This is a genomic window from Pseudoalteromonas sp. MelDa3, from assembly GCF_002863625.1.
Lineage (GTDB): Bacteria > Pseudomonadota > Gammaproteobacteria > Enterobacterales > Alteromonadaceae > Pseudoalteromonas > Pseudoalteromonas arctica.
This window is the reverse complement of the sequence record NZ_PJBR01000041.1, coordinates 13,815-31,983: the sequence shown is the minus strand read 5'-3', so window position 1 is coordinate 31,983 and position 18,169 is coordinate 13,815. Positions and strand designations below refer to the sequence as shown.

Sequence of the window (18,169 nt, the reverse complement as noted above, 5' to 3'; positions counted from 1 at the left end):
AACACACATAGTCTCTTATACTATTTAACTAGTTACGAAAACTGATTAAACAAGCTATCTGTACTTAAACCTTCTTGTTGCAAAATGTCTTTTAAGCGACGTAATGCCTCTACCTGAATTTGTCTTACACGCTCACGTGTTAAGCCTATTTCACGACCTACATCTTCAAGTGTAGATGGCTCGTAGCCAAGTAGACCAAATCGACGTGCTAACACTTCGCGTTGTTTAGGGTTTAATTCACCTAACCAATCTACAATGTGCTTATTAATATCATTATTTTGTACTTCGCCTTCAGGGCCTGCACTTTTTTCATCTGGGATGATATCAAGCAGTACACTGTCGTTTTCACCACCAATCGGCATATCAACCGATGCTATTCTTTCGTTTAAACGTAGCATTTTAGTAACGTCTTCAACGGGTCTGTCTAGGCAAGCTGCAATTTCGTCAGCTGTTGGCTCATGGTCAAGCTTTTGAGTTAATTCACGTGCTGTACGCAGGTAAACATTAAGCTCTTTAACTACATGGATAGGTAAGCGAATGGTACGCGTTTGGTTCATAATGGCACGTTCAATTGTTTGACGTATCCACCATGTAGCGTAAGTAGAAAATCTAAAGCCACGTTCAGGGTCAAATTTTTCAACAGCGCGAATTAAGCCTAAGTTACCTTCTTCAATTAAATCGAGTAGAGCAAGGCCACGGTTATTGTAACGGCGTGCTATTTTAACAACTAAACGTAAGTTACTTTCAATCATACGTTTGCGTGAGGCTTCACAACCTCGAAGTGATTTGCGAGAAAAAAACACTTCTTCTTCTGCGCTAAGCAAAGGAGAAAAACCAATTTCGCCTAAATAAAGTTGGGTTGCATCAAGATTTTTAGTTACTTCTTCTTTCGCAAAGATTTCATCGTCTTCTACTTTTTCTAGTAGAGTTGTGCTTTCATCAGCATCGATGTCATCGAATTTTTCGTCAGTCGTAGTGTGTTTGTCAAGTTTTGCTGCGCTAGCCATAAGCCTTCTCCCGAGCAATTATCAATACCTGAAAATTAGGGTAGGTATTTAGCAGGATTGACAGCTTGCCCTCGGTAGCGAATTTCAAAACGAAGCGCGGTGACCGGAGATTCTGAATTACCAATTTCTGCTATTTTTTGTCCTGCCTTAACCTTCTGCTTTTCTTTAACAAGTAATTTCGAGTTATGTGCATAAGCACTTAGGTAATCATCATTATGTTTCAATATGATTAAACTACCATAACCTCGTAGAGCGTTACCCGCGTATACCACTGTTCCTTGTGCCGCAGCTAAGACTGAAGCCCCTTTGCGATTAGTAATCTGTAAACCTTTATAACCGTTTTCCTTATTAGAAAAGCGTTTGGTAATTTTGCCCTTTGCAGGCCAAAACCACTTAACTTTACTGCTCGACAAACGTTTAGTATTACTAACTTTGTTACTGGCTTGTTTCTGAACATACTCTCGTTGTTTTGGAGGATCAAGCTCTTTCTTTAATATTATGTTATTTTTTTGTGTGTTTTTTATAGACTTTTTACTCGAATTCGTATATTTTTCATCCCTTTTTGTTTTTTCGGGCTTGGGGGTCAAGGAGATGTTTTGCCCAGGGAAAATTGTGTAAGGTGATGGAATTGAATTGTTTTTTGCAAGTAATCTAAAATCTTTACCGGCGCTAAAGGCTATCGAATAGAGCGTATCACCTTTTTGCACCTTATAAATATCGCCATTTATGTTAATGGTATGACCTAAATCATTAACATTATTATTTAGGCTGCTAACAGGCGCTGGAATATGGCGAGAAGAGCAACCAGAAAGAAAAACACCAACAAATATAGTCACATACAGTAAAAACTGTTTATTCATTGTATTTTTCTCCCAAATTAGACAATTGATATTTTTAACGCTTAACGCAATAAAAAGTACGCTAGCGCAATTAATACCACTAATCCCCAACCAAGTATTTCAATATATTGACGTAATTTTGCTTCCATTTTAGCCCCGCCCCACTTCATTAAGGCTGAAACTAAAAAGAATCGCGCACCACGTCCAATCGCCGATGCGAGTAAAAATGGCAAAAATGCCATTTGTAAAACACCTGCGCCAATGGTAAATACTTTATATGGTATAGGCGAAAAACCAGCTAAAAACACAACCCAAACACCGTAATCTTTAAACCAATTTAATGCGATATCAAACTTTTCTTGCCAGTGCATTTGTGCAATCAATGGCTCAACAACGGGTTCAAATAGCCAAAAACCAAGCAAATAACCAACTACTCCACCAACAACCGATGCTATTGTGGCAAAGCTTGCAAAACGCCATGCTTTTTTGGGTTGCGCAAGCGACATAGGTGCAAGCATTACATCGGGCGGTATTGGAAAAAAAACTGACTCTGCAAAGCTCATTGCAGCTAAATAACGTTCCGCATGGCGGTGCTTTGCCCACACTAGGGCCATATCGTATAACTTGGTAAACAACTTCAAAATGAATTCCTATTCAATATCGCCAGGTACTAACGGCACAAATCTAACGGGAGCAATAACATGCTCTTTATAATTATCGCCTTCGCGGATAACCATTACTAATTTTTGATCGCTCTCACCAATGGGCGCTAATAACACGCCTCCATCGGCTAACTGAGCAAGTAAGTCTTGCGGAACTTTAGAGGCCGCAGCAGTCACTATAATACCATCAAAAGGTGCTTGTGATTGCCAGCCTTGCCAACCATCACCATGCTTCATGGTTACATTATATAAATCGAGTTGCTGCAATCGACGCTTTGCCTGCCACTGAAGCGTTTTAATACGCTCTACCGAATAAACCTTTGTAAACGTTTTGGCTAATATTGCAGTTTGATATCCAGAGCCAGTACCAATTTCCAGCACTTTATTGCGCACACCAGCTAAGCGAAGTAGCTCTGTCATGCGCGCTACTATATAAGGCTGGGAAATAGTTTGCCCTTGCCCAATAGGTAGCGCCGTATTTTCATAAGCTTTGTGTTTTAGCACATCGTCTACGAATATGTGTCGCGGAATATCAGCTATAGCACTCAGTACTTGTGTATCTTCAACGCCTTCGCGCTTTAGTAAGTCAGATAGCGCTTTTGCACTGCGGGTATAATTAGCGAGCACGATTAATCTCCAAATCGGCTAACCAGTCTCCTACTGCTTTTAGGCTGTCTTTGGCTGTCATATCAACACTTAATGGCGTAACAGAGGCATAACCGTTATTGATTGCGTAAAAGTCGGTACCCTCACCTGCATCGCTTTCTATGCCCAGCGATCCATACCAATAAATATCTCGACCCCAAGGATCGGTTTGTTTGGTCATGGTTTCTGCTTTATGACGAGCACCTAAACGTGTTACTTGCACCCCTTTTAATTCACTTAGTGGAATATCTGGCACATTTATATTTATTATTTGATCTTTTGGAAGCGGATGCGAAGCCAAACCTTTAATAATATTTACGGTAACAGCAGCGGCTGTTTCAAAATGCTCGCCCTTATGTGAGCAAAGCGATACTGCAATTGCAGGTAAGCCTAAATGGCGACCTTCAGTTGCAGCGGCAACAGTGCCAGAGTAAAGCGTATCATCACCTAAATTGGCACCATGGTTAATACCAGCAACAACAAGGTCTGGTTTTTCATCAGCTAACTGATTTACACCTAAATGTACACAATCAGTAGGTGTGCCATTAACCGACATAAAACCATTTTCGAGTGTAGTCGCTCGTAGCGGGTTCATTAGTGTTAAAGAATTACTCGCGCCACTACAGTTGCGATCAGGTGCCACAAGGGTTACATCTGCAATTTGTATAAGCGCCTGATATAAAACCGCAATGCCTTTAGCATTTACGCCATCATCGTTACTTAACAGTATCTTCATTTATGTCATTATCCTTTTCTTTACGCTCTCGAGGGCTAGCATCTTTATAATCCACCAGCTCACGTAATAATGCAGTTGCAAAACACCCTTTTGGCAAACCAAAACTCAGTTTTAAACTGGTTTCATCTATGGTCTCAACCGTTAAGTTTTGCGGAATTAAACGCAGCATTCTGCGCTCATTTTTAAGGCCTAGCTCACCTAAGCCATCGCACCATGTTTGGAAAGGTTCAAGCCATATTTTTTCTTGTTCGGTCAAACCTTTTTCGCTTTTCCCCACCATAGGTGCCGACATCATAATATCGCCAGTGGCTAATCGTTCTATGTTTTCGTCGTTAATTGCATCTTCAAAAAATGCATTACTGCCGCTGAGCATAAATACTTCACGGTGCATTGTTTTAGCTAAACCATGCTCTTTAACACGTAAATTTACTATTTGATTAAACACATGAGAACGCGCTGCTGAAATAATAATGCCGCGCAGTTTTTTATCGCGAATGCGCTCCCCTGCAAACATTTTTTCAGCCATTACTAAGTTATGATCGCCATGCCCAAAGCGTTGTTCACCAAAGTAATTAGGCACACCTGCGCGTACTGCATTAATACGGCATAAAATATCAAGGGGCTTGGTTACATTACGAAGCGTAATAGTAAATCTATTACCTTTGTGGCAACCCGTACGTAATTTACGGTCGTGGCGCTGTTGCGACACAATAAAAATACTCTCGCTATTTAAATCGCTAAAATCGATAGGCTTTTTAATCGGTACTTTTACACTAAACCACTGTGAGCACACTCCGTGGCGATCTTTCATGCCGGCGTAACTTACGTCTCGCGGTGAAACACCCGCACGTTGTGCAATTAGCTTTGCAACGTATTGCGTATTTTCGCCTTTTTTAACCACCTGTAAACACACGTGTTCGCCACTGCCGGTAAATTCTATACCTAGGTCTTCATCAACCATAAAGTCTTCAGCAGTGGTTTTAAAATCAGCTTTAGAAAGCGGTGCACCGTATAAATAATTTAAATCGCTCATGCGTTTTTTGTACTCGCAAGCTCTTTACTCATAATAACCACCGCATGGCTAGAAATGCCTTCCCTGCGCCCTTCAAAGCCTAGCTTTTCGGTAGTAGTGGCTTTAACGTTAATTTGGCTAAGGTCACAATTTAAATCGCTGGCTAAATTAGCACGCATAGCTTGAATGTGTGGCAGCATTTTTGGCGCTTGTGCAACAATAGTCACATCGCCATTGCCAATTACATAACCTTGCTCTTTAGCTAAGCTCACCACATGGCGAAGTAAAATACGGCTGTCGATATTTTCATACTCGCTAGCCGTATCTGGAAAGTGCTTACCAATATCACCCATTGCAAGCGAGCCTAAAATAGCATCACATAATGCATGAATAGCGACATCGCCATCTGAGTGCGCTAAAAAGCCTTGTGGATAATCAATTTTTTCACCACAAATAGTTAACGGGCCTTCGCCGCCAAATTTATGTACGTCAAAACCATGGCCAATTCGTATCATAATGCACTCTCGTTTTGTTGTTTATGTAATAAAAACCCAGCCAAGTCTAAATCCTCTGGCGTGGTTATTTTAATATTATCGCTGCGACCTGCTACAAGCTTAACCGGTTTACCCGCCCACTCAATTGCACTGGCTTCATCGGTAATAGTAGCCCCGTTTGCTAATGCGTTTTGCAATGCATTTTTAAGCTCGTCATATTTAAAAAACTGCGGGGTAAGTGCTTGCCATAAATCGTCTCGTGGCACAGTTTGTAGGGCATGAGTGTGGCCGCGTTTTATGGTGTCTTTTACTTTGCTAGCTAAAATACCGCCTTCATCAGCGCGTATACATTCATCAATTAAACGTTCTATATCACTAATATTAACTAGCGGACGCGCAGCATCGTGCACCAACACCCATGTAGGCGGGTTAGGCGCTAAAAAAAGTAAGCTATTGAGTACTGAATCTGCACGCTCTTTACCGCCACTGGCTCGCACAATGCGCTTATCAAGCAGTGGGAGTTCGTCAAAATAGGGGTCGCTGTCGCTAAGGGCAACAACAATAGTGCGTAATTGAGATAATTGAGAAAGTTTAGCTAAGGTGTGTTCTAAAATGGTTTTACCGGCTAATTGTATATATTGCTTAGGCGCATTGTGCTGCATTCTACTGCCAACGCCCGCAGCAGGTACAATTGCTGCAATAGTCTGTTTATTTGTCATATTGTTTGCCCGGTAAAACACGAATAAATGTTTCGTCCGGTTTAATCATTCCCAATTCGTTGCGTGCACGCTCTTCAATGCCTTCCTGGCCAAGCTTTAAATCTTCAATATCTGCTTTAAGTACTTTATTACGTTTAATGAGCTTTTCGTTGGTTTCTTGATGCGACGCTACAGCACCTTTTAGCCGTGTGTAGTCTTGTAAACCATTATGACCAAACCATAATCTGTATTGTACAAACAGTGCTAAGCACAGTAAGCCAACTTGAAAAATACGCATTTAACACTCCTTATTTTAAATTCCAAATACCTTAACTTTAATACGCTAAGGGGCGCTTTAAATTGCGCCAATTAATACTACCCGCTAAAAGCATTTCGCGTAGTGATAAAACCCGTGGCATACAACGCTTCGAAAATTGCCACTGATGCCCGCAACATGCAGCGGTTAAACTCACTTTACTTGGCTTTATTAACTGAGCATTTTGCTGCTCTAGCCCATTTCCTAAAAAATCAAACCAACCAAGCTCGTTACAATGCAGCTTATTTTCGCCTAACTGATCGATACTGTCTATTCTAAGACGCACCTGATCGTAGCCATGTAATATAACTGGCACTATAAGCCCCACTTTGGCATACGTTTGATAAAAAAGTTCATTAGCTTGAACATTCACATCGGGTGGGGTCAGTTTTTGCTTTTCAAGCCACGTACCATTTTGCGCGTCCAGCGTAAAAGGCGTGTCACCATTAGCAACTAACGTTGCAGCTCGCTCAATATAATAAGGTAGGCTTTTTAACTGACGGCGCAGTTTATCGGCATTAGGCTCTGCAACTAATCGCTGAACCTCACGCTGATAAAACGCATTACACAATTGTGCATACAACACTTTTTGTGCATCAGTTTGCCAAATTTCAACTTGCTGCTGAGCACCAAGTGACTGATTTTTAGCGACCAAAAGCTGTACTCAAAAATATTCAGGTAAATGTTTTATAACACAGTATTGAATATTTTTTAAGCGCAGCGCACTAATTAAGCGCTTGGCTTTTCACCTAATTTTGCTTTACCTGATTCTAAAAATTGCACAACCGTATTACGCTTTTTACCAATCAGCAAACTGCCATCAGCTAAAAACATAAAGTTTTGCCAATTGCGTTTAAATACATCAAATGTTGTTTCGATAATATTATCGCGTGCCATACAAAAATAAACAGTGGTGTTAGCTTCCCAATCTAAAAACGTTAAGATTGCTTCTGGTGGTTGCGCATCACCATTTTCCCACGCATCTTGCCAATCTACTTCTTGACTAAAGCTTTTTTCTTGGCCACACCAATCGGTGTCTTCAAAAAAATCTGGGTGATCAAACTCACGGCTTACCATGGTTGTCCAAAGTACGGCTGCGCGCTCATCTCCCATAGGCTTTATTTTTACTGCGTCTTCATCTGATACAGGTAAGTCTTTATGACGAAAAACCCATGCTTTTTTGTAATCATCTAGCAAAATATAGTTCATAGTATTGGCAAATTAGTTAACATTAAAAGTGCAAAGCCAAATTATACAAGAGATCAAAACATGACTACAGCAATAAAACCACTTTCACTCAAACCAGGCATATACCAACATTACAAAGGGCCGCAATACAAAGTTGTTCATGTTGCCACCCATAGCGAAACCGAGGAGCAGCTTGTGATTTATCAAGCGCTATATGGTGAATTTGGTATGTGGGCGCGCCCACTTAGTATGTTTTTAGAAACTGTTGAAAAAGAAGGTGAGGTCATACAGCGTTTTGCCTACCTTGGACCTGCCGTTTAACTATGGCATTATAACAAAATAGCTAACTCCTCAGACCAGACAAGGGTACACCGTGCAATTTAATTCAACTGACAATTACATAGCGAGTAGCGCGCTTAAACAAGCTGTAAATGCTGCCATTATGCTTGAAAAACCACTTTTAATTAAAGGCGAACCAGGCACAGGTAAAACTATGCTGGCTGAGGAGTTGGCTAAAAGCCTAGATACCACGCTTATTCAGTGGCATATAAAATCGACTACTAAAGCACAGCAAGGCTTATACGAGTACGACGCGGTTTCGCGCCTGCGCGACAGTCAATTAGGTGACGAGCGTGTACACAATATTGGCAACTACATTGTTAAAGGTAAGCTTTGGCAGGCATTTACGTATGCAGAGCTTAACGGCAAACGCCCAGTACTATTAATTGATGAAATAGACAAAGCCGACATAGAGTTCCCAAACGACTTACTACTTGAGCTCGATAAAATGGAGTTTCATGTTTATGAAACTAATGAACGCATTGTCGCAAAAGAGCGCCCTATTGTGATCATCACATCAAATAACGAAAAAGAATTACCGGACGCATTTTTACGCCGCTGCTTTTTTCATTACATTGATTTTCCTAGCAGCGATGAAATGCAGCAAATTATTGACGTGCACTACCCTAACGTTAAACAGGATTTAGTACACCAAGCACTCGAAGTGTTTTTTAACCTGCGCGAAGCTAACGGCCTTAAAAAGAAACCTTCCACCAGCGAATTACTCGACTGGCTAAAGCTTTTAATGGCTGAAGACATAGACGCTAAAACACTGCACGACAAAGCTAAAAAAGGTGGCTTAATGCCCATGTTTGGCGCATTACTTAAAAATGAGCAAGATATAAGCCTAATCGAAAAACTTGCCTTTATGAGCCGTCGCTAGGGCCTGTTGACATTTCAGGATTAAAATTTGTTCTAACTAGGGACGATTTAATCGTGGCGCGAGGTTTGTAACCTAGTGGGCTAAGTAAAAGCCGAGCAACAAAGAGTTAATCGTCCCTAGGACGAACCTTCAGGCAGCGCGTGTTTGGTATTTATGCTGTGTTATCGCCTATTTATGGGGAATAACCACACTACATAGGCTCTGCCTTGCCTAAATACCAAACACACTGCTGCAAATTTAACCTCGAAAGATAAACAGGCCCTAACATGTTAGTACAGTTTTTTTTCACGCTACGTAAATACCGTTTACCGGTGAGCCTGCGCGAGTTACTCGATTTAATTAACGCCTTAAAAAAAGGCGTTATATTTGCCGACGTAGACGCCTTTTACCATTTAGCACGCACCATAATGGTAAAAGACGAAACGCACTTTGACCGATTCGACAAAGCCTTTAGCGACTATTTTAGTGGTATTGCTGACCTCGATTTGCTCGAGAGCTTAAAGCAACAGCACAACTTACCTGAAGACTGGCTACGTAAAGAATTCGAAAAAAACCTAAGCGGTGAAGAAAAAGCCCAACTTAAAGCTATGGGCGGGCTCGATGAGCTTATGAAAACCCTAAAAGAGCGTTTAGAAGAGCAACAAAAACGCCACGCTGGTGGCAATAAATGGGTGGGTACTGGCGGTACATCACCTTTTGGTGCATACGGCTATAACCCAGAAGGTGTGCGTATAGGGCAAGACGGCAACCGTAACCGCCAAGCAGTAAAAGTGTGGGATAAACGAGAATACAAAAACCTCGACACCGACAGAAAAATTAGTTCGCGCACAGTTAAACTCGCCCTTAAAAAGTTACGTAAGTTTGCCCGCACTGGCGCAAGCGACACACTGGATTTAAACGAGACTATTCGCGCTACTGCAAAACAAGGCGGCATGCTTGATGTAAAAATGGCACCCGAACGCCACAATGCAGTAAAAGTATTGATGCTGTTTGATATTGGCGGCTCAATGGATGACTACATTCATACCTGCGAAGAGCTATTTAGCGCCGCCCACAGCGAGTTTAAACACCTAGAGTTTTACTACTTTCATAACTGTTTATACGAACACGTTTGGCAAGACAACGCGCGCCGCCATTCAAACGTAATAGACACCATGACGCTGATTAATAAATTTACCAGCGACTATAAAGTAATATTTGTTGGCGATGCCACTATGGGCCCTTACGAAATAGCTTATGCGGGCGGCTCGGTAGAACACTACAACGAAGAGCCCGGCAGTGCATGGTTACAACGTGTCACAAGCCACTTTGATAAAGTTGCCTGGCTCAACCCACAGCCTGTTGAACACTGGCCGTACTATCAATCAATTGGCCTTATAAAAGAGTTAATGAACAACCGCATGTATGCGCTGAGTTTAGATGGGATAAGTAGAGCGATAAAAGAGCTGAGTTAAAATGAGTAATAGGAATATATTAAAATTAGTTTTTTTTGCATCACTTATTATAAATATGGTTTTTGTTACTATCTTTCTAAGTGACTCTAAAAAGGATAAAAGCATTTATTTATTAGCAAGCAATGTTGAAGCTAAATGCTTGAATGATTGGAAATCACAAGACTCTAGGGTGCCTTTTATTACCTCTCATCAAATTTTAGGGCCAGATCCTTTTACTGAATATAACCTTTTAGAGCTGGGAGGTTATGATCAGTCAACATCTTTCACATACGAATTCTCAACATGTTTTAAAGATAAGTTTTCTACAGTAAGAACAATTGCAGAAATGAAATATGCTATTGATTTCATGGGTAAGCAATCAAAAAATGTTGGATTTTATAAATTACCAAATTCTGATGAAATTGTTGTTTACTCAAATGAGTAACAATTAGGCTAGATTGGCTAAACTCACAACTCGTCGAGCATTGGCTGCACTATCAATCAATTGGCTTTATAAAAAAGCTAATGAACAACCGCATGTATGCGCTGAGCTTGGATAGGATAAGTAGAGCGATAAAAGAGCTGAGTTAGATGCGAATTAACGACAGTTTAGCTCCAGTAGCGGACCCTCAAGGCGTTTATCTGAAACTCTGTTGGGTGGCGCCTTCGGCTTAACCAACCTACATTTTGACGTAGGTCGGATAAGTGGCAAAGCCACGCCATCCGACAAAAATAATGAATTAACTAGAAACAACCCGACTTACCCCTTTATCAATCAATTGATTTTATAAAGCAGCTGATGGATAACAGAATGTACCCGCTGAGTTAAATGTTGATTTACGACGGCTCAGTGCCATGAATAGACTTTGGTAACGCTTTCCAATTTTTATCCATCAACTTATTAATGAACTTTTTAATTGGAAAATTCATCTATATCAACCAATTTTTTATATTGTTCTTCTATTTCTTTAATGGATAAATAATGATTAACGTATCTGTTTTCTTTTCGTTTGTACTGAACATATATCACAGGACTTTTTAGGTCACCTTTCGAATCACTAAATTCAACCATTTCAACTTCATTACAGTCAGGTTCTCTTCGGACTATTTCTGCAGCTTTAGTTAAGTACTTAATAAAAGGTTTGTATTTTTCATTGACATACTCAGGAGTAATCGCATAGTCAGCAATAGGAGCAACAGAGTATTTATACTTGTTTGCATTCTCATAAGGGTCATTAAAAGTGACAAACGAAAAGTCATAGCTTTTAGACTTTAATACAACTTGGTTGTATTTAATGCCTCGGCCTTTGAGCTTTTCCATTAAATCATTTTTTTCTTCATCAGACATACGCAAACCAAAATAGATAGATTTTACAGCACGATAATCGTAATTATGCTTCCCTGAAATTGATGTAATTACCCTTATTTCCTTTTCGTAGCCCCAAGCTTTAGACTTTGTACCCAGCATTTTTAGTAAAATTTTATTCTGTTCATTTGTATCAATATCTGAAATGCTTATTTTTTGCGGTGAGTCTTCATATTTAACAGCTAAGTATCTATAGTCATTTTTTTCGTATTCCATTAATTTATCTAAATCATATTCAACACAAAAACCAGTATGGTTACATGCCTAATGTGCCCATAACAACTCATCTAGAGGTGTTTGACTTAGAGAATATATACCTGACTTGTCAACAAAGCCTAATAGCTCCTTTAATACTATTTTGACATTCTCTAATGCGTTAGCCGTGCCACTATCTCCTCTAGCAAAGACTTTAAAAATAGTGTCCAGTTCAGAATTAACATTTTGATCCTCAAAAAAACCTTCACATGGATCATTTAAGCTTGTTCTCGTAGGAGCCCAAAAGTAATTTTCAGAGAGAGACTCTAAATCCCTCTCAAACTCCCCACCGCGATATTTATATACCCTCATAAACTTTCCTTAGCGAATAAAACAATAATTTGCAATTTAAATATGTAATTCAGGGAAAAGCCTTAATCACTTACTTAGAGTTGTTTTATAAAGCTCTGCAACTCAGCTATATGATTCAATGTCTCAGGATGACGCTGCAAAAGCTTTAACAATGTTATCGCTTGCCCATTTGGTGCGCTGCGTCCTTGTTCCCAATTTTCGAGCGTTCTTGCTGGTGTAAGCTGGATGTTTCTCGAATATTTACTATTTCATCAGGGGAGATAACAAGATCGTTAATATCATTTACTAAATGAGTACCTAACGTTAGCTTTCCTTGTGAATGCGCTTTAGCGTCCACAAGTGCTGTCGTTAATTCTGAAAATAAATCACGTTTGCTCATTGCGCCATACCTCTAAAAGCTATCTTAATAGTCTTGATATCATGCAGCAATATTTGTTATTACTTGCTAATAAACTTACACATTGCTAATCCTAAAGCATCGCCATCGCGTTTTACATAACCATATTGTGTATAAAAACTCTCTTTTCCGTGAGCACTTAATAAAGCTATTGTCGCGCCATTAGAGCAGGTGCTGCTTAGGTAGTTTTCAATGTGGCCCATAACTAAATGACCTATGCCTTGTTTTTGATAGCTTGGCGCAACAATTACATCTTGAATATAAAAATACATTGCCCCATCACCGATTATTCTACCAGTACCTATCAACTTATCGATGTGGTACACGGCAACCCAAAACAATGAATTTTTGATGCTTGCTTTTAATGTTTTATCGTCAGGGTTTTGCCACTTTGCTTGTGCGCGTAAATTAGCAAATTCATCCAGTGCTGGAGCTGTATATTCAACCTTATATTCCATAACATCTCCTACTCACTTTTGAAGCACTTTACTCATAAATAAGCTATAAGGATCTTGCTCATAATCACCAAATGGTTCGCACTCTTTAAAACCAAATTGAGTGTAAAGCTTTTTTGCGGGCAAAAATGCCTTTGCCGTGCCGGTCTCTAAACTTAACTTTTTATAACCACGCAGTGTTGCTTGCTCAATAATATGCGTGAGTAACTTAGCGGCTATGCCTTGGCGTAAATAGCTGCTTGATGTGCGCATTGATTTAATTTCGCCTTCGGTCGCATTTAGTGCTTTTTAAGCGCCAACACCCGCTAAATTATTATCAATCCATAAGCTATAAAAAGTTATATCGGGCTGAGTGAGTTTACTCACATCAAGTGCATGTACGCTCTCAACGGGTGAGTGCTTTAACATATCGTTATGGTGCACTTGTAGTAACTTTATAACGTGTGGGTTTGAAAGATCACCTATTCTAATATTCATTTATACCTCGTTTAATCCTAAAATTTAATGCTTGAGGGCTTTAATTAAAACCCTAAAGTAAGTGGCTGTATTTAGAATGCTAGTTTCCACACTACAAACGCGACAGCAAACCCAACTAAGTACACTAAACCTAACCACGTTAAACTACGTAGTAACACGCTATGCTTAATAGCAGGCTCTGATCGCACAAGGCTAAAGTTGAGCCATGCAAATACAGGCGTTGTAACAAATGAAAGTGTCATAGCAAACGTAAGCATGGGGCCAAGGGCTGATTTAAAAAATAAAATAACGGCCATACCGGCAAGTGCTTGTAGTATTAACCAAATATTTAGACTGTGTTTTGATTGCTTAAAGCCAAGTAGTTTATGAGATTCGTTAAGCGTACGGGCGTAGCCATCTAGCACGGTGAGTGTAGTGCCAAACATACATAAAAAGGCGATTGCTGATACAAGCGGCCTTGCCCACTCGCCTATTGTTAATGCGTACATATCAATAAGCTGCTTGGCAAACGCGACGCCGCCGAGCTCTATACTACTGGTTTGCCCGTACTGCACTAATACACCTAAGCTAAAAAATACCAAGGCTAAGCCAGCTGTAAGCCAGTAACCTACGTTAAAATCGAACAAGCCTTGGCTTTTAGAAACTGTTTGTTGCGCTTGTTTTTCTTTTAGCCATAAAGAACTTAATGCAGATATTTCGATAGGGGCTGGCATCCAGCCCATTAAAGCGACCATAAAGCTAAGCATGGCAAGTTCATACGGTGAAGGTCCCACATAATCAGCAGGTGCCATTGGGCCGTTACTAAATGCAATGGCAAGGGCAATCAAAGTAGCGAGCGTAAGCAGCCCCATAATACCTTTGGCAACGTTATCAAGCGCTTTAAAGTGTCCAAGTAGCAATATAACTAAACATACCCCCAGCAGCATCCAACAAAGCAAGGTTACTTCAATAACCACGGGTAAGGCGTAATGCAGTAAGCTTGCGGTAAGTAGTAATACACCGGCGGTATTAACAACAGCGGCAACAATGTTTAAGCCAATAAAACTGTAGAAGTAAAACGGACCTTTGCTTTTATAGCCCTCCACTAGGCTATTTTTAGTGGCGAGTGTGTATTCCATACCAAAGCGAAAAAATGGGTACTTTAAAACATTAACAACGAGGATAAGCCAAAATAATTGCCAGCCAAATATTGCCCCAGCTTGCGTAGAGGCAACTAAGTGAGAACCGCCAATAGCGGCTGTTGCCATGAGTATTCCAGGCCCAAGCGCACCTAGTCGAGACTTCCATACTGCTTTTGTTGTGTGCATTAATTTCTCAAAATATGTGTGTTGTGTGTTCTTTTTATTAATTTTTATAATTAATAAACTGCAAGAACGCATAACTTACCTAAATTACAGGCAATAAAAAAGAGCCATACGGCTCTTTTTTACAATACTTTGTGACTAAATTTTATTTAAGATCCATCTCTTGGATGATCTCGTGTGCGATTTCAGGTGTAGTGCTAACAGGCTTTTCGTGTAAGTTTGCTTTTATCTGCCCTTTTCGATGTTTTAGTGCTGCATCGAGTTTTTTAGCTGCACTTGCAATGGCAGGGTACATAACTTCGTTTTCCCCTTTTACCGATATGCGCGTGCCTTCATAATTAGTGCTAATTTCAGCTTGGATTTTATGATGTTCTTTAGACAAAATAATTTCGAGTGCAATAAGCGATGGGAAATGGCTCTCGATTTTTGAAAATTTTTCGTTGATGTGCTCTCTAATAGAGTCAGTAACTTCAACATGGTGACCAGAAAGATTAATTTTCATAGGGTATCCTTTTATTTGTTACCTCATAAATAGTATTGGGGGCTATTTAGATTAACACAAGGAAAAAATAGAGATATTTGAGGTTTATTTGCGGTTTTTGGTGATTTAAATCATGCGTTGTGCAAAGTTTATGCAAAGCCCATAGTGCATGGGCTTTCAGACGTCTAGCTGTACTGATTAATCTGTGTACGAACAACAGTAGTCAGCAAAATCAGATACTTTTACTTTAAAGCTTACATTTGCATCAACATTAAACGATTCACCCGCGTTAAATGTTTTCCACTCACTTGCACCTGGTAATAAAATATCCCATTGGCCAGCTAAAAGCTCCATGCACTCTTTTTGGTTTGTATCAAAAACAAACTCACCTGGTTGCATAAAGCCTAACGTTTTCGCTTCGCCATCACCTAAAATAACGGTACGGCTCGACACTTTTCCGTCAAAATATACATTGGCTTTTTTTACTACACTCACGTTATCGAACTTTGGCATTTTTAGCTCCTGCTATTAATTTAAGATTTTTATTTATAAATTTTATCGCACTACCTTGCCTGATAGCTTACTTTCTTGCAAGGAAAGCTGCATTGATCAAGGTGAAGTTGCTTCATGTAAGGGCATAAAAAAACCCGCAACATGTGCGGGTTTTTCAATTACTTACTTTATTTAATCAAAGCGATTAAAAAAGCTCGTTTGCTTTGCTTACAATGTTTGCCACTGTAAAACCAAAGTGCTCAAACAGCTCGCCTGCAGGTGCTGACTCACCAAAGGTAGTCATACCTACTACTGCGCCGTTTAGGCCTACGTACTTGTACCAGTAGTCAGCAATACCAGCTTCTACTGCTACGCGGCGTGAAACAGATGCCGGTAATACGCTTTCTTTGTATGCTGCGCTTTGATCTTCAAAGGCATCAGTACATGGCATAGATACAACACGTACCTTTTTACCTTGGCTGCGTAGTTCGCTTGCTGAATCTTGTGCTAGTTGCACTTCAGAGCCCGTCGCAATGAAAATAATTTCAGGGTTGCCGTCACAGCTAAGGATGTAACCACCCTTTTTAACGTCTGCTAATTGCTGTGCGTCACGCGCTTGTTGCTCAAGACCTTGGCGAGTAAAGATTAACGATGTAGGACCGTCTTTACGCTCAATAGCTTGTTGCCATGCAATTGCCGACTCAACTTGGTCACATGGACGCCAGTTGTATAAGTTAGGCGTTAAACGCATGCTTGCAATTTGCTCTACTGGTTGGTGAGTTGGACCATCTTCACCTAAACCAATTGAATCGTGCGTGTATACAAAAATGCTTGGTTGCTTCATTAATGCAGCCATACGTACAGCATTTTTTGCATATTCAACAAACATTAAGAACGTAGCACCGTAAGGAATAAAGCCTTTATGAAGGGCAATACCATTCATAATTGCCGACATACCAAACTCACGCACACCGTAATAAATGTAGTTACCGCTTGCATCATCGCGTGTTAAACCTTTAGAGCCATCCCAAATAGTTAAGTTTGAGCCAGCTAAATCGGCTGAGCCACCCATAAATTCTGGTAATAACGGACCAAACGCATTTAATGCATTTTGTGATGCTTTACGAGACGCTGGGTTTGCAGGGTTTGCTTGTAATTGCTCAATGTACGCTTGTGATTTTGCAGCCCAATCGCCAGGCAGTTCGTTATTAATACGACGTTTGTATTCAGTTGCAAGCTCTGGGTATGCTTCTGCGTATGCTGCAAATTTTTCGTCCCAGCTTGATTCAAGCTGCTTGCCTTTTTCTTTGCCATCCCATTGCGCGTAAATATCATCAGGAATTTCGAACGCATCGCCAGTCCAACCTAAAAATTCGCGAGATGCTTTAATTTCGTCATCACCTAGTGGAGCACCGTGACAATCATGGCTACCTGATTTATTAGGTGAGCCGTAACCAATAATTGTTTTACAACAAATTAGTGAAGGTTTATCGGTAACGCTTTTTGCTTCTGCTATTGCAGCACTTACAGCATCGCTGTCGTGGCCATCAACACCACTAATTACATGCCAACCGTATGCTTTAAAGCGAGCTGGTGTATCATCTGTAAACCAACCTTCTACTTCGCCATCGATTGAAATGCCGTTGTCATCCCAAAATGCAACAAGTTTACCCAGACCTAATGTGCCTGCAAGTGAACCTGCTTCATGAGAAATACCTTCCATAAGGCAGCCATCGCCCATAAATGCATAGGTAAAGTGATCAACAATATCGTGACCTTCACGGTTAAACTGTGCAGCTAGCGCTTTTTCAGCAATTGCCATACCTACGGCATTTGTGATCCCTTGACCTAATGGACCCGTAGTAGTTTCGATTCCTGGTGCATAGCCATATTCAGGGTGACCTGGTGTTTTAGAATGCATTTGACGGAAGTTTTTAATTTCGTCCAGTGGTAAGTCGTAACCACTTAGGTGCAATAGAGAATAGATAAGCATTGAACCGTGGCCGTTTGAAAGAATAAATCTGTCACGGTCAGCCCACTCTGGATTCGTTGGGTTATGTTTTAGATAATCGCGCCATAATACTTCTGCGATATCAGCCATGCCCATAGGGGCTCCAGGGTGACCAGATTTGGCCTTTTGTACTGCGTCCATTGACAAGACGCGAATAGCATTTGCAAGTTCTTTGCGAGATGGCATGAATTCTCCTACCTTTATGTGTATTTGCGCGGGTATTTATGTGTTTGTTTATGCACCCAAGTAACTTGGGTTCGTTTATACCGACCATTCTTACTTATTGTGGGGGCTGTGTGCAATTAAAAACCCTATAAAAGTGAGGCATTATGAATATTTTTTAAGACCAAAAAGTTATTAGTAATTT

21 protein-coding genes and 3 pseudogenes are annotated in these 18,169 nt (G+C 40.4%); 4 read left to right on the top strand and 20 right to left on the bottom strand.

From position 1 onward, the window contains the following. Nucleotides 1-32: 32 nt before the first annotated feature. The 11 genes from rpoS to CXF89_RS10105 all read right to left on the bottom strand — a co-directional run bounded on the left by rpoS (nt 33) and on the right by CXF89_RS10105 (nt 7,618). Complete coding sequence (rpoS, locus tag CXF89_RS10155; RefSeq protein ID WP_121954519.1) at nt 33-1,007, bottom strand: RNA polymerase sigma factor RpoS; 975 nt, start codon at nt 1,005-1,007, stop codon at nt 33-35. A gap of 35 nt (nt 1,008-1,042) precedes the next feature. After that, complete coding sequence (locus CXF89_RS10150; RefSeq protein WP_024594062.1) at nt 1,043-1,867, bottom strand: peptidoglycan DD-metalloendopeptidase family protein; 825 nt, start codon at nt 1,865-1,867, stop codon at nt 1,043-1,045. A 41-nt stretch (nt 1,868-1,908) separates the two neighbouring features. Next, a complete protein-coding gene (locus CXF89_RS10145; protein WP_007584782.1) occupies nt 1,909-2,487 on the bottom strand; it encodes a YqaA family protein in 579 nt (192 codons plus the stop codon). A 9-nt stretch (nt 2,488-2,496) separates the two neighbouring features. Continuing rightward, complete coding sequence (locus CXF89_RS10140) at nt 2,497-3,135, bottom strand: protein-L-isoaspartate(D-aspartate) O-methyltransferase (RefSeq protein ID WP_007584780.1); 639 nt, start codon at nt 3,133-3,135, stop codon at nt 2,497-2,499. Then, the gene (gene surE / locus CXF89_RS10135) at nt 3,125-3,889 is read right to left on the bottom strand and encodes a 5'/3'-nucleotidase SurE (RefSeq protein WP_007584778.1); all 765 of its coding nucleotides are present in this window, start codon (nt 3,887-3,889) and stop codon (nt 3,125-3,127) included. The genes CXF89_RS10140 and surE overlap by 11 nt, the downstream gene beginning before the upstream one ends. Further along, nucleotides 3,870-4,922 (bottom strand): tRNA pseudouridine(13) synthase TruD, encoded by a 1,053-nt coding sequence (truD, locus tag CXF89_RS10130; RefSeq protein ID WP_121954518.1) that lies wholly within the window; start codon nt 4,920-4,922, stop codon nt 3,870-3,872. The genes surE and truD overlap by 20 nt, the downstream gene beginning before the upstream one ends. Beyond that, nucleotides 4,919-5,416, bottom strand: a complete 498-nt coding sequence (gene ispF / locus CXF89_RS10125) for a 2-C-methyl-D-erythritol 2,4-cyclodiphosphate synthase (protein WP_010554441.1) — start codon at nt 5,414-5,416, stop codon at nt 4,919-4,921. Before ispF ends, truD begins: the two co-directional genes overlap by 4 nt. Then, nucleotides 5,413-6,114, bottom strand: a complete 702-nt coding sequence (gene ispD, locus CXF89_RS10120) for a 2-C-methyl-D-erythritol 4-phosphate cytidylyltransferase (RefSeq protein ID WP_007584773.1) — start codon at nt 6,112-6,114, stop codon at nt 5,413-5,415. The genes ispF and ispD overlap by 4 nt, the downstream gene beginning before the upstream one ends. Continuing rightward, nucleotides 6,104-6,391 carry a cell division protein FtsB gene (gene ftsB / locus CXF89_RS10115; RefSeq protein ID WP_007584772.1) on the bottom strand — a complete coding sequence of 96 codons (288 nt, stop codon included), beginning with the start codon at nt 6,389-6,391 and terminating at the stop codon, nt 6,104-6,106. The genes ispD and ftsB overlap by 11 nt, the downstream gene beginning before the upstream one ends. Before the next feature lie 37 nt (nt 6,392-6,428). Beyond that, nucleotides 6,429-7,064, bottom strand: coding sequence for a hypothetical protein (locus tag CXF89_RS10110; RefSeq protein ID WP_121954517.1), 636 nt, complete (start codon nt 7,062-7,064; stop codon nt 6,429-6,431). 74 nt (nt 7,065-7,138) lie between these two features. Further along, nucleotides 7,139-7,618 (bottom strand): DUF2947 domain-containing protein, encoded by a 480-nt coding sequence (locus CXF89_RS10105; protein WP_121954516.1) that lies wholly within the window; start codon nt 7,616-7,618, stop codon nt 7,139-7,141. A gap of 60 nt (nt 7,619-7,678) precedes the next feature. Here CXF89_RS10105 and CXF89_RS10100 point away from each other — a divergent pair, with 60 nt between their 5' ends. From CXF89_RS10100 to CXF89_RS10080, 4 genes are all read left to right on the top strand, one after another. Continuing rightward, the gene (locus tag CXF89_RS10100) at nt 7,679-7,918 is read left to right on the top strand and encodes a DUF1653 domain-containing protein (RefSeq protein ID WP_024594065.1); all 240 of its coding nucleotides are present in this window, start codon (nt 7,679-7,681) and stop codon (nt 7,916-7,918) included. 52 nt (nt 7,919-7,970) lie between these two features. Continuing rightward, complete coding sequence (locus CXF89_RS10095) at nt 7,971-8,819, top strand: AAA family ATPase (RefSeq protein ID WP_121954515.1); 849 nt, start codon at nt 7,971-7,973, stop codon at nt 8,817-8,819. A 266-nt stretch (nt 8,820-9,085) separates the two neighbouring features. Then, nucleotides 9,086-10,273 (top strand): vWA domain-containing protein, encoded by a 1,188-nt coding sequence (locus CXF89_RS10085; protein ID WP_121954514.1) that lies wholly within the window; start codon nt 9,086-9,088, stop codon nt 10,271-10,273. Nucleotide 10,274: 1 nt separating this feature from the next. Continuing rightward, on the top strand, nt 10,275-10,697 hold the full coding sequence (locus tag CXF89_RS10080) for a hypothetical protein (protein WP_121954513.1): 423 nt from the start codon (nt 10,275-10,277) through the stop codon (nt 10,695-10,697). A gap of 468 nt (nt 10,698-11,165) precedes the next feature. On the opposite strand, the pseudogene CXF89_RS10075 reads toward CXF89_RS10080, so the two are convergent. The 9 genes and pseudogenes from CXF89_RS10075 to tkt form a co-directional block, all read right to left on the bottom strand. Further along, nucleotides 11,166-11,864 (bottom strand): annotated as a pseudogene (locus CXF89_RS10075) (DUF2971 domain-containing protein); the annotation flags it as partial. Between the two features lie 18 nt (nt 11,865-11,882). Beyond that, a complete protein-coding gene (locus tag CXF89_RS10070; RefSeq protein WP_121954511.1) occupies nt 11,883-12,185 on the bottom strand; it encodes a DUF2971 domain-containing protein in 303 nt (100 codons plus the stop codon). 74 nt (nt 12,186-12,259) lie between these two features. Next, nucleotides 12,260-12,564: pseudogene (locus CXF89_RS10065) on the bottom strand (helix-turn-helix domain-containing protein). Between the two features lie 59 nt (nt 12,565-12,623). Continuing rightward, the gene (locus CXF89_RS10060; protein ID WP_121954510.1) at nt 12,624-13,040 is read right to left on the bottom strand and encodes a GNAT family N-acetyltransferase; all 417 of its coding nucleotides are present in this window, start codon (nt 13,038-13,040) and stop codon (nt 12,624-12,626) included. Between the two features lie 12 nt (nt 13,041-13,052). Continuing rightward, nucleotides 13,053-13,514 (bottom strand): annotated as a pseudogene (locus CXF89_RS10055) (GNAT family N-acetyltransferase). 71 nt (nt 13,515-13,585) lie between these two features. Continuing rightward, on the bottom strand, nt 13,586-14,761 hold the full coding sequence (locus tag CXF89_RS10050) for an NRAMP family divalent metal transporter (protein WP_121954520.1): 1,176 nt from the start codon (nt 14,759-14,761) through the stop codon (nt 13,586-13,588). Nucleotides 14,762-14,963: 202 nt separating this feature from the next. Then, nucleotides 14,964-15,320 (bottom strand): ribosome hibernation-promoting factor, HPF/YfiA family, encoded by a 357-nt coding sequence (gene hpf, locus CXF89_RS10045; protein ID WP_007584763.1) that lies wholly within the window; start codon nt 15,318-15,320, stop codon nt 14,964-14,966. A 177-nt stretch (nt 15,321-15,497) separates the two neighbouring features. Continuing rightward, on the bottom strand, nt 15,498-15,812 hold the full coding sequence (locus CXF89_RS10040; RefSeq protein WP_002958974.1) for a pyrimidine/purine nucleoside phosphorylase: 315 nt from the start codon (nt 15,810-15,812) through the stop codon (nt 15,498-15,500). A 184-nt stretch (nt 15,813-15,996) separates the two neighbouring features. Continuing rightward, nucleotides 15,997-17,988: a transketolase gene (tkt, locus tag CXF89_RS10035; protein WP_121954509.1), complete on the bottom strand. Its 1,992-nt coding sequence runs from the start codon at nt 17,986-17,988 to the stop codon at nt 15,997-15,999. Nucleotides 17,989-18,169: the final 181 nt, after the last annotated feature.

Coding starts and splice junctions, on each gene's coding strand:
- rpoS (WP_121954519.1), bottom strand. CDS start 1,007: ATGGCTAGCGCAGCAAAACTTGACAAACACACTACGACTGACGAAAAA.
- ftsB (WP_007584772.1), bottom strand. CDS start 6,391: ATGCGTATTTTTCAAGTTGGCTTACTGTGCTTAGCACTGTTTGTACAA.
- CXF89_RS10050 (WP_121954520.1), bottom strand. CDS start 14,761: ATGGCAACAGCCGCTATTGGCGGTTCTCACTTAGTTGCCTCTACGCAA.
- CXF89_RS10040 (WP_002958974.1), bottom strand. CDS start 15,812: ATGCCAAAGTTCGATAACGTGAGTGTAGTAAAAAAAGCCAATGTATAT.
- truD (WP_121954518.1), bottom strand. CDS start 4,922: ATGAGCGATTTAAATTATTTATACGGTGCACCGCTTTCTAAAGCTGAT.
- CXF89_RS10100 (WP_024594065.1), top strand. CDS start 7,679: ATGACTACAGCAATAAAACCACTTTCACTCAAACCAGGCATATACCAA.
- surE (WP_007584778.1), bottom strand. CDS start 3,889: ATGAAGATACTGTTAAGTAACGATGATGGCGTAAATGCTAAAGGCATT.
- CXF89_RS10070 (WP_121954511.1), bottom strand. CDS start 12,185: ATGAGGGTATATAAATATCGCGGTGGGGAGTTTGAGAGGGATTTAGAG.
- CXF89_RS10060 (WP_121954510.1), bottom strand. CDS start 13,040: ATGGAATATAAGGTTGAATATACAGCTCCAGCACTGGATGAATTTGCT.
- ispD (WP_007584773.1), bottom strand. CDS start 6,114: ATGACAAATAAACAGACTATTGCAGCAATTGTACCTGCTGCGGGCGTT.
- CXF89_RS10105 (WP_121954516.1), bottom strand. CDS start 7,618: ATGAACTATATTTTGCTAGATGATTACAAAAAAGCATGGGTTTTTCGT.
- tkt (WP_121954509.1), bottom strand. CDS start 17,988: ATGCCATCTCGCAAAGAACTTGCAAATGCTATTCGCGTCTTGTCAATG.
- ispF (WP_010554441.1), bottom strand. CDS start 5,416: ATGATACGAATTGGCCATGGTTTTGACGTACATAAATTTGGCGGCGAA.
- CXF89_RS10080 (WP_121954513.1), top strand. CDS start 10,275: ATGAGTAATAGGAATATATTAAAATTAGTTTTTTTTGCATCACTTATT.
- hpf (WP_007584763.1), bottom strand. CDS start 15,320: ATGAAAATTAATCTTTCTGGTCACCATGTTGAAGTTACTGACTCTATT.
- CXF89_RS10150 (WP_024594062.1), bottom strand. CDS start 1,867: ATGAATAAACAGTTTTTACTGTATGTGACTATATTTGTTGGTGTTTTT.
- CXF89_RS10085 (WP_121954514.1), top strand. CDS start 9,086: ATGTTAGTACAGTTTTTTTTCACGCTACGTAAATACCGTTTACCGGTG.